We start from the raw sequence: 9,008 nt of genomic DNA on the forward strand, positions 1-9,008 counted from the left end.
CATCAGTGGCAGCACATCGCCCAGGTGGTCGAGCTTGGCTTCACGCTCCTCGACAGCAAACAGGCTTTCTTTGATCATCTCTGCCTCGGGTTCAAGAACAAGGCCGCTATTTTCTCATGGCAAGGGTTTTTCGAGGTTCCCTCCAGTTACATAACGCTTCGCAATTTCGAAATCGACGGTCAGGGGGCAATGGTCAACGGAATTCGCTCCTCGGGAAATTTCGCCCATCACATCATCCTGGAAGACCTGTTCATTCATAATCTTGGACGACATCAGCAGATTGTCGGGATTTCCTCCAAATGTCCGGCTTGGGATTGGCGGGTTCGCCGCAATGTCATCACCGGGGCGGGAACGGGCATGTACTTCGGAAATTCGGACGGGAATCATCCTTTTTGGAGCGGGATCATCGAAAACAATCTGGTTGCGAACACCATCGGCTACAACCTGCAAATCAAACATCAAAACCCCAGGCCGAAACCTCCCGGAATGCCGCTGGAGCCAAGAGCGACAATCATTCGCCACAACGTGTTCACGAAGGCTGCCGGCGGCTCCGTCGGACCCGACGCACGCCCGAATGTCTTGGTCGGCCATTGGCCCTTGCAGGGAGCGGGAAAGGATGACATCTATCTGATTTACGGAAACGCCTTCCACGAAAATCCGAATGAATCCTTATTCCAGGGCGAAGGGCGAATCGCTCTGTACTCGAATCTCTTTTACAGTTCTCGCGGAAACGAATTCCCCGCAGTCGCCATTCAGCCTCACAACGACATACCTCGAAAGGTGAGGGTTTTCTTCAATACCGTCCTGCATCCCTGGAAGGGGATTCGTATCTTACGTAAAGAAGGTGCCACCGAGTTGGATCAACAAATCGTCGGGAATGCGGTGTTTTCGGAAACCCCGATACAGGGAGGACAACAGGCCGAAAACCTCGTGGCCGATTATCCCGATGCGCAAGACTATTTGCAGAGCCCCATCGGTCCCCTTGGAAGCTTGAGTCTTTTCCCCAAGCCGGGCAAGTTGGAGCGTGGCCGGATCACTCTAAAACAGTTTTCCGAGTTTCCCGACTTCGACCGAGACTTTAACGGACTGAAAAGGGATAGCCGGTTTCGCGGCGCCTACTCCGGCGCGGGACGCAATCCGGGGTGGAACCTGGCTGTCGAGCGGATGTTGCTCAAATAGCTCAATGCGGGTAAACCTCAGCATTTCGGGGCTTACCACGGCTTCACGTGCCAAAGTGAATTAGGGCGCTCCGCATATTGAGCATGCCCGGTCATCGGAAAGAAATAGCAGTTTAGGCGTTAATTCAGTGAGTAAAGTCAAACAAGGAAAGCCTGACACCTTTGCGTGACTTCGTCCTTGAATGCCAGGCGGATCGGTGCGATGCCGGGTTCGCGTCCGTGCACGGTAAGCGCGTCGCGGGTGAGGTGCAAATCGAGCGTATGCCTGCGATAGCGGATGCGCATGTCGAGGCGGTCCAGTTCCTCCGGCAATTGCGGATTGAGCCTGAGGACGTCGCCCGCGACTTCGATGCCGTGCTGCTCCGAATATTGTGCGAAATATGCGCCGTCGAGGTCGAACAAGACGGCATCGTAGTCGCGCGGTGAGAGAGTGACGATAGGGCCGACGGTGCTCATATCGGCACTCGACTCACCGACTCGAATATCGCTATCAGTGTTTCGCGGGTTCCTCGGCTTTCGTTCGGTGCACGGTCCCGTCCGGGTGCTCGGGCGGGCTGTAGAGCGTATACAGCCGAAGCGGCTTTTCGGATGAGGTGTTGATCACGTTGTGTTCGACGCCCGCCGGGATCACCACCGCCACGCCGTCGCTCAAACGATGCTCCTCGTTATTTAGGACGGCCACACCGGTTCCGGCTTCGATGCGGATGAACTGGTCGTGTTCCGCATGGGTCTCTAGCCCGATTTCCTCGCCCGGTTGGAGCGTCATCAGCACGAGTTGGGTATTCCGGCCGGTGTAGAGCACGCGGCGGTAGTCTTGGTTTGCGAGCGTATCCTGCTCTATGTTCGTTGCGTATCCGATCATGTGTCACCTCCGAAAATGATCGCAAGGATGCCGAAAATGAACGCCGCCGCGCAGCGCGAGCATTCACCAGGATTTGGACAGGAGTCGATCGAGAAGTCTGTGTGAATTAGTTGGATTTAACATGGGATTCCTTTCCGCAGCAGAAGCAACGGGAATATGGCGTCAGTCGGCACACTAATAGCCCACCGTGAAGCGCCGGCGTGAATGCGCGGGCTTCTCGAGTTCGTCGATCATCGCGACAGCGTAGTCCTCGAGCGAGATCCGGCTTTCGCCGTTCACGCCGACCACCAGCCTGTCGTCATCGAGCCGGAACTTGCCGGTACGCTGGCCGGGCTCCAGGAGCGCCGAAGGGCTGAGCATGGTCCAATCGAGCTCCGCTTCCTCGCGCAACATCTGCAGCGCCTGCCGGGCGCCTTCGGCCGTTGCCTTCCACTCCGCGGGAAACTGTGGTGTGTCGATCAGCTGCACGCCAGGTGCCACCTCGAGACTGCCGGCACCGCCCACCACCAGCAACCGCGGCACGTCGGCTTTCTTGACGGCAGCGATGATCGAGCGAATGCCTCGCAGGTAGTAGCCGAGGACGTCACTCTGCGCGTGGCCGCTGAACGCGCTCAGGACTACGTCGTGGCCACGGAGCTTGTCGGCCAGCGCGGCCTCGTCGAGCACGTCGACCTTGACTGCGGCGAGGTTTGGCTGCGCCTGAAGCTTCTGTGGATTAAGGACGAGCGCCGTCACTCTGTGCCCGCGCGCCAAGGCTTCCCTGAGGAGGGCCGAGCCGACGAAGCCGCTTGCGCCAATCAGTGCGATGTTCATGTGATCACCTTGATGTTCGTGACATAACGAATGCGGCAAGACGACCGTTTCAGTGCGCCATCAGTCCGCCATCGATAAGAAGTACATGGCCCGTGATGAACGAGGCGCCCGGCGAGCAGAGAAAGAGCACCGCTTCGGACATTTCTTCCGGCTCGGCGAGGCGGCCGATCGCGTGACGCGCGATCAGCGCCTGCGTGAGGGCGGGGTCTCCGAGCCAGCCGGTGATCATCGGCGTCTTGACACCGCCCGGCGCGATGGCGTTCACGCGCACCCCTTGCTTCGAATACTCGATGGCCGCCGCGCGGGTGAGTCCGACCACGCCGTGCTTGGCGGCGACATAGGGCGCCATGTTCGGGATCGGCGATGACGCCGGCGCCCGATACTGCGTTGTTCCGACGCCTTCCAAGAGTCGTTTCATGCCTATTGTCTCGGTACGATTTTCCAGAGCTCGCCGTTCGCCTCGTCGGTGACGACGTACAATTCTCCGCCCGGACCCTGCCGCACGTCGCGCACGCGCTGACCGCGCTCGGCAAGGAGGTGCTCCTCGCCGATCACCCGGTTGGCCTCGAGGGTGAGGCGCACGAGCCGCTTGTCCTTGAGGTTGCCAGTGAAGAGACTGCCGCGCCACGCCGGGAAGGCATCGCCAGTGTAGACCTGTGCGCCGGATGGCGCGATCACGGGATCCCAGTAATAGACGGGTTGCTCGAAGCCCGGAAGGGCCGTCACCGCGCCGGGAATCGGCTGGCCCGAATATTCCTCGCCGTAGGCTACGAGAGGCCAGCCATAGTTCTTGCCCTTCTCGATCAGGTTCAGCTCGTCGCCGCCCCGCGCGCCATGCTCCACCCCCCAGAACCGTCCCTCCGGATCGAAGGCGGCGGCCTGGATGTTGCGATGGCCGAGCGTCCAGATCTCGGGCAGTGCGTTGGGCTGCCCGATGAAGGGATTGTCGGTGGGAGCCGAGCCATCCGGGTTGATCCGCAGGATCTTGCCGAGGTGGCTGTCGAGGCGCTGCGCATATTGGCGCATCGGCGTATCCGAGCGTTCGCCCGTGGTGACGTACAGCATTCCGTCCGGACCGAAGGTGAGCCGCGAGCCGTAGTGCTTGGTGCCGTCATAGGTCGGGATCACCCGAAAGATGACGCTAACCTGTTCCAGGCTTTGCCGGTCGGCCGACAGCACAGCGCGGGCGACGGCGGTCCCGTTGCCGCCTAGCCGCGGCTCGGCGTAGCTCCAGTAGAGCGTCTGGTCGGAATCGAATGCTGGGCTCAGCGCGACATCGAGCAATCCGCCCTGGCCGCGGGCATCGACGGCCGGCACGCCGGCAATCGGCTGTCCCACTTCCCCTTGGGCCGAGACGATCCGCATGCGGCCGGGCTTCTCCGTGACGAGCAGGTCGCCGCCGGGGAGCGGCTCCACGGCCCACGGCTGCTCGAGCCCCGTTGCGAGCACGATAACGTCGAACGCGACGTTCGATTCGATTGCGCATGCGCGTGTCTGGCCGGAGAACGCCGGACGCTGTTCCGGCACGTTCGGTGTGCGTGTTTCGAGCGGCAGGCAGGCGGCCGTTCCGCCCAACGTCTGCGATCCGGCGCTGCCCGCTGCGGCAGCCAGGAGAATTATCGAGATGAAGACTAGGCGGGGAGTATCCATGGGCCATCCTCTGGCGAAACGATTTCATTTTTGAGACCAGCGCGAGCGCAGGAAGTGCGCCGCTTTCTTCGGCCGCCGGTCGCGGGTGAACACGCCTTTGAAGTTCATCGCGACCGCGAGGTAACGGCGCGTAAAATGGGCCCTGCATATCCAGTCCTTCGTGTCTTTCGTGCATGACTGGCGGGGGAAAACATTGGGGAGAAACAAAAGCGGTCCGGAATCTTTTTGACCCTTGATGTCCGAAGGCGACTTCCGACCCCATGTTCCGTTCCACGGCCCAATCAGCGCGTCCCTGCCGTCTAACCGCGGCGGGCTATTGTTAGGCCTTCTCTGGCTGTTAGTGCAATAGCAACACAACTCCAGCCATTCATAATCAATTCTATTGCGACAAAAAGACCGATGACCCAAAGTCCTGAAACCGGCCATTCCGCCACAATCATGACACCCAGCAGTATGGCGATGATGCCGCCCAGAAGCAGCCAAATCCAGTTATTGAATCCGCGCAGATGGAAGGCCATAGCGATTCGCAAGACACCGATGCCGATTAGCGCTCCGGCGAGCATCAACGTGAGAACGGTGGAAGCGGCCACGGGGTTGCTGATGACCGCTATACCCGAAAGCAAATAGAGTATGCCGATGAACACGGACAGGACTGTGCTTTTCCACCCCTGAGCCTTAACAGAATGAAAAATCTGGGCGCCCCCGCCAATGAGCACCAGGACTCCGAAATAAAGTGTGCTGGCCAAGGTCAAGAAAAACGTCATGCCCAGCCCAATCGTACCGAGAATGATCAATACGATTCCTAGAGCTAGAAGCCAACCCCAATTCCTTCTGAGTTCACCGAATAAAACTTCCGGGCTGCCCACTCTTGTCAACTGTTCCATGTTTGACATGATGAAGTCCTCTTTGTCAGGTGCGGCGGAAAGTTGGACCGCAGCGTCCGGCACTTCGTTCGCTTCCTCCCCGAGCACGTGGAGCACGCAGGCGGAATAGGTCATCAGACTCCGCCCAATGGTTTCAGCTCACCCTCATACGGCACATTGCGCTGATGCGCCCTTGTATTATTCCCCTGCGTCGCGGGTGCACCCGCGACGGGGTCTCCGGAGGCCGTATGCGCCCTTTAGCGTCAAGCTCGTTGCGTAGATCGTACCCCGGAGACGCATGCTTGATCTTGCGAGAAATCGAACAGTCTCTTCGGCCCGGAATGTCCGGCAGCCTCTATTCACAAGGTGGATTGCGCAAGTGTCTATAGCCAATTCATTCGCCGTCCTCGGCCTTGACGTCAGCAAAGCCAAGCTCGATGGCGCCCTGCGCCTGCCAAACGGCAAGTACAAAACCAAAACTATCCCCAACACGCCCGCCGGCTTCCAGGAACTCCAGACCTGGCTGGGCAAGCAGAGCATCGCGCCCGTGCGGGTCTGCCTCGAAGCCACTGGCATCTACTGGGAAGCCGTCGCCGAGTGTCTCGCCGACACGGGATTCCCAGTCGCCGTGGTCAATCCGGCACAGATTAAAGCCCATAGGGTGGCCTTGGGGACACGCACCAAAACCGATGCCGTCGATGCCCGGCTGATCGCCGATTTTGGTTACCGCCACGAGTTTGTTCCCTGGCAACCCCCGCCACAAGCCGAGCGCGAACTGCGTGCCCGGGTGCTGCGGCTCGACGCCTTGCAGCGGATGCGGATCCAGGAGGGCAATCGTCTGGCGGTCGCTCCCGCCATGGTCCGGGCTAGTTTGGAAGCCCATCTGGCTTGGCTGGACGCCGAGATCGAAGCCCTGATCCGAGCCATCCGGCACCGAATCAAGGCTGATCCCGATCTCCGCCAGAAGGCCCGCCTGCTCGATGCCATCTCCGGTCTCGGCGAGCGCACCATCGCCGTGTTGCTGGCTTTCTCGGTGACGCCGGATCGATTCCAGTGCGCCCGGCAAGTGGCCGGCTACGCCGGCCTCAATCCGCGGCGCCACGACTCGGGGAGCCTCCAGCGTCCGGCTCGGCTGTCTAAGGTCAGCCATGCATTCTTGCGTAAGGCGCTTTACATGCCCGCCCTGGTGGCGCTGTACAAAACCGCCTGGGGTAAGGTCTTCGGTGCCCGCTTGGCCAGCGCCGGCAAACCACCGATGGTCATCATCGGCGCCATGATGCGCAAGCTCTTGCAGATGGCCTTCGGCGTGCTCCGCTCCGCTCAGCCGTTCAATCCCGCCTTGCATGGGGCTTGACGGCATTAACAGTATCTACGCGACTACTTCAGTTCTTCGATCGCAAGGCGGTGGTAACGGTGCGCAAAGTCGAACGGTACACGACGGATGACGTTCATCGCACGTGCCGTGTCGGCATCGCCGGGCGCATAGATCAGCAAAAATGCGGAGCCTTGCTTGGCCGCATCCAGATGGGCTTGCACGGCGTCATCACTCCAGCCCAATCGCGCGAGAAAGCCCGTATTCTCCGCGAGATTGCGCTGTGCGGCGGCAGCCACTTCTTCGCTCGTATAAAGCTGGCAATCCGCCTGGTCATACCCGCCGGTTATCAGATCGCGCTGCACCTGCTGTGCATCCTCCTGTTTCGGAAACGCGACGACGAGATAGCCGACCGGATAAAAGATGCCGAAGTCGGTCGTTTTAGGGGGAGTGCGTGGTTCATTCCCTGGCTTTTGATTGCTCATGATTCATCCTCTTCGTTAGCGTTACGTTACTAGTCCATTGGACAGCAGGATCAGCTAATCTGACCGCGAGGATGGAGACTGAGTTTCCGCTGAATCCTTGTCGGCTGACGCCTAATCGAGTCCCGTCAGGGAGGTCGGCCTTAAACTAGGGTATTAAGCCTTCTTTGCAACGATTGCATATCTGCCCTTGTCACGTCCTGATGTGGGCTTATTCATAAATTCGCTGATTAGGATGATAAACCCAAGATTGCCCAGGATTTCTAATACCTTCTGCGGCGGATACGAATCGTAAAAGAATTGCTGCTCAAACATCGAATCGGTAAACGCAGGATGGTCAGACCCGCCAACGGTGAGCATGATCCGCCCTCCGGATGGCAAAGAGTGTGATATACGCGACAGAATAGGTTTGTGATGAGAGCGCTCGATATGAAATAGCGAATCCCAGCAAATGACCCCTTGTTGGCAGCCATCGAACTCGTATTGCTCGAGCGACGAATGAATCCATCTTGCTTGCGGGTAGCGCTGTCTTGCTATTGCGAGTAACTCTTCTGATTGATCAACGCCGGTGACCTGATGTCCATGCGCAATAACGTATTCCGCCATTGGACGGCCAGTACCGCAACCGGCATCCAGAATGGAGGATGAAGGCGGGAGATCCGCAAGAAAGGTATCGATGTACTCGCGTTCGCGCCCGAAGAAGGAGACGCGAGCGGCATCCCACTGGGCGGATATGGCGTTATAGGCAGTGCGGTTCATGCAGCAGGGCTAACGAAGCTGTAGGAAAATGCTCTTTTTTGAACGTTTCATGATCGGCAACTCGTTGATTGTTCATGGGCTAGATTTTCGAAGTAAGGGTTTTTCTATACGCTCAACGCCGGAATTCAGCGGGCGGGGTGCGCGACCCTTGAGAACTCGGTCCGGGCGTTGAAGCCATAACTCCAGAAGGACAAGGTGCCATCGCTCAACGCCCGATGATCGACAAGCAGGAGAGCTGCTCCGAAGATCAGAAAAAACAATCCCTGAAACAATGTCATTGGCGTCCGCCCCGGCGGTTGCGAATGCCTGCCATGATGAGGGCAACTCCAATGGGCGGCAAAGCGAGAACGGCAAACACAATCAACCCAAGCGGCAGCAAGCCAAAGCCAGAGGCGGTTATTGCCAGCGCCACCGCTTGCACGAGCATCACAGCTAAGGCCCAGCGCCACGGCTTGTTGGGAGCTGAATAACCGAGGCTGCCGGCAAGAGCAATAGCAAGCGGATATGCGACCGTCCAATAAAGTGGAGAATCCCAAGCCTCGTTTCTCCCGCTCACAGTCGTCGTCACAAGCCACAAGATAGCGCCTCCGACAACCGCGATTACGTAAGCATGTCTTGTTGATAGTTCTTTCATTGATCGCGATGTCTCGTTAACGTGAAGGTAGCCGGCGCCCGCGCAAGGTATACCGTTCGAAGACTGCCCCGCTTACCGGTTTCCGGTTGACCGGAGTGTTATGCACTTTGTTTGCTTGGTGACGGCCCATAGGACAAATCGATGCCGACCGTCCGAGCGGTTGACAATCTCGGAATTGGGTGGAGTTTTTCGATTTCCAACTGGGTATAGTTCGCCTGAGATGGGTGTGGGTATGCCGTGGATTTAAGCCAATACACGAGGTAAATGCCTTACTGAGTGTCGACTCGAGCCATATACTCCACCAGCTGAACCTGAGGGCACCTCGAATAACCGATTCTTTAGCTGACAAAAGGGGCGCGTAAAGGGTCAACAGGCGGCAAGCCCCGCCATTTTCCCGATATTGCCCACGCCCGGAGGGCTCGTTTTGGCCCGAATCTGCCGTTTCCAGCGGCTCC

11 protein-coding genes are annotated in these 9,008 nt (G+C 58.7%); 2 read left to right on the top strand and 9 right to left on the bottom strand.

Features of this window, described 5'->3' with window-relative positions:
- Positions 1–1,179: right-handed parallel beta-helix repeat-containing protein (locus tag VEB01_RS07580; protein WP_324874236.1), on the top strand; the 1,179-nt coding region annotated here is incomplete at its 5' end.
- Between the two features lie 137 nt (positions 1,180–1,316).
- Here the strand turns inward: VEB01_RS07580 and VEB01_RS07585 are convergent.
- The 6 genes from VEB01_RS07585 to VEB01_RS07610 form a co-directional block, all read right to left on the bottom strand.
- Positions 1,317–1,634 (bottom strand): glycosyl hydrolase family 65 domain-containing protein, encoded by a 318-nt coding sequence (locus VEB01_RS07585; protein WP_324874238.1) that lies wholly within the window; start codon positions 1,632–1,634, stop codon positions 1,317–1,319.
- Between the two features lie 34 nt (positions 1,635–1,668).
- A complete protein-coding gene (locus VEB01_RS07590) occupies positions 1,669–2,040 on the bottom strand; it encodes a cupin domain-containing protein (RefSeq protein ID WP_324874240.1) in 372 nt (123 codons plus the stop codon).
- 174 nt (positions 2,041–2,214) lie between these two features.
- Positions 2,215–2,853: an NAD(P)-dependent oxidoreductase gene (locus VEB01_RS07595; RefSeq protein ID WP_324874241.1), complete on the bottom strand. Its 639-nt coding sequence runs from the start codon at positions 2,851–2,853 to the stop codon at positions 2,215–2,217.
- 49 nt (positions 2,854–2,902) lie between these two features.
- Positions 2,903–3,271 carry an SDR family NAD(P)-dependent oxidoreductase gene (locus VEB01_RS07600; RefSeq protein ID WP_324874242.1) on the bottom strand — a complete coding sequence of 123 codons (369 nt, stop codon included), beginning with the start codon at positions 3,269–3,271 and terminating at the stop codon, positions 2,903–2,905.
- Between the two features lie 2 nt (positions 3,272–3,273).
- The gene (locus tag VEB01_RS07605) at positions 3,274–4,503 is read right to left on the bottom strand and encodes a PQQ-dependent sugar dehydrogenase (RefSeq protein WP_324874243.1); all 1,230 of its coding nucleotides are present in this window, start codon (positions 4,501–4,503) and stop codon (positions 3,274–3,276) included.
- Between the two features lie 299 nt (positions 4,504–4,802).
- Positions 4,803–5,501, bottom strand: a complete 699-nt coding sequence (locus VEB01_RS07610) for an HdeD family acid-resistance protein (RefSeq protein WP_324874245.1) — start codon at positions 5,499–5,501, stop codon at positions 4,803–4,805.
- Positions 5,502–5,745: 244 nt separating this feature from the next.
- On the opposite strand from VEB01_RS07610, the gene VEB01_RS07615 reads away from it, so the two are divergent.
- A complete protein-coding gene (locus VEB01_RS07615) occupies positions 5,746–6,720 on the top strand; it encodes an IS110 family RNA-guided transposase (RefSeq protein WP_324874246.1) in 975 nt (324 codons plus the stop codon).
- A 23-nt stretch (positions 6,721–6,743) separates the two neighbouring features.
- Here VEB01_RS07615 and VEB01_RS07620 read toward each other — a convergent pair whose 3' ends face one another.
- The 3 genes from VEB01_RS07620 to VEB01_RS07630 all read right to left on the bottom strand — a co-directional run bounded on the left by VEB01_RS07620 (position 6,744) and on the right by VEB01_RS07630 (position 8,553).
- Positions 6,744–7,163, bottom strand: coding sequence for a hypothetical protein (locus tag VEB01_RS07620; protein WP_324874248.1), 420 nt, complete (start codon positions 7,161–7,163; stop codon positions 6,744–6,746).
- 153 nt (positions 7,164–7,316) lie between these two features.
- Positions 7,317–7,919 carry a class I SAM-dependent methyltransferase gene (locus VEB01_RS07625; RefSeq protein ID WP_324874250.1) on the bottom strand — a complete coding sequence of 201 codons (603 nt, stop codon included), beginning with the start codon at positions 7,917–7,919 and terminating at the stop codon, positions 7,317–7,319.
- A 274-nt stretch (positions 7,920–8,193) separates the two neighbouring features.
- Positions 8,194–8,553, bottom strand: a complete 360-nt coding sequence (locus VEB01_RS07630) for a hypothetical protein (RefSeq protein ID WP_324874252.1) — start codon at positions 8,551–8,553, stop codon at positions 8,194–8,196.
- Positions 8,554–9,008: the final 455 nt, after the last annotated feature.

This window comes from Methylocaldum sp. (genome assembly GCF_035627495.1).
Lineage (GTDB): Bacteria > Pseudomonadota > Gammaproteobacteria > Methylococcales > Methylococcaceae > Methylocaldum.

Coding starts and splice junctions, on each gene's coding strand:
- VEB01_RS07585 (WP_324874238.1), bottom strand. CDS start 1,634: ATGAGCACCGTCGGCCCTATCGTCACTCTCTCACCGCGCGACTACGAT.
- VEB01_RS07590 (WP_324874240.1), bottom strand. CDS start 2,040: ATGATCGGATACGCAACGAACATAGAGCAGGATACGCTCGCAAACCAA.
- VEB01_RS07595 (WP_324874241.1), bottom strand. CDS start 2,853: ATGAACATCGCACTGATTGGCGCAAGCGGCTTCGTCGGCTCGGCCCTC.
- VEB01_RS07600 (WP_324874242.1), bottom strand. CDS start 3,271: ATGAAACGACTCTTGGAAGGCGTCGGAACAACGCAGTATCGGGCGCCG.
- VEB01_RS07605 (WP_324874243.1), bottom strand. CDS start 4,503: ATGGATACTCCCCGCCTAGTCTTCATCTCGATAATTCTCCTGGCTGCC.
- VEB01_RS07610 (WP_324874245.1), bottom strand. CDS start 5,501: ATGACCTATTCCGCCTGCGTGCTCCACGTGCTCGGGGAGGAAGCGAAC.
- VEB01_RS07620 (WP_324874248.1), bottom strand. CDS start 7,163: ATGAGCAATCAAAAGCCAGGGAATGAACCACGCACTCCCCCTAAAACG.
- VEB01_RS07625 (WP_324874250.1), bottom strand. CDS start 7,919: ATGAACCGCACTGCCTATAACGCCATATCCGCCCAGTGGGATGCCGCT.
- VEB01_RS07630 (WP_324874252.1), bottom strand. CDS start 8,553: ATGAAAGAACTATCAACAAGACATGCTTACGTAATCGCGGTTGTCGGA.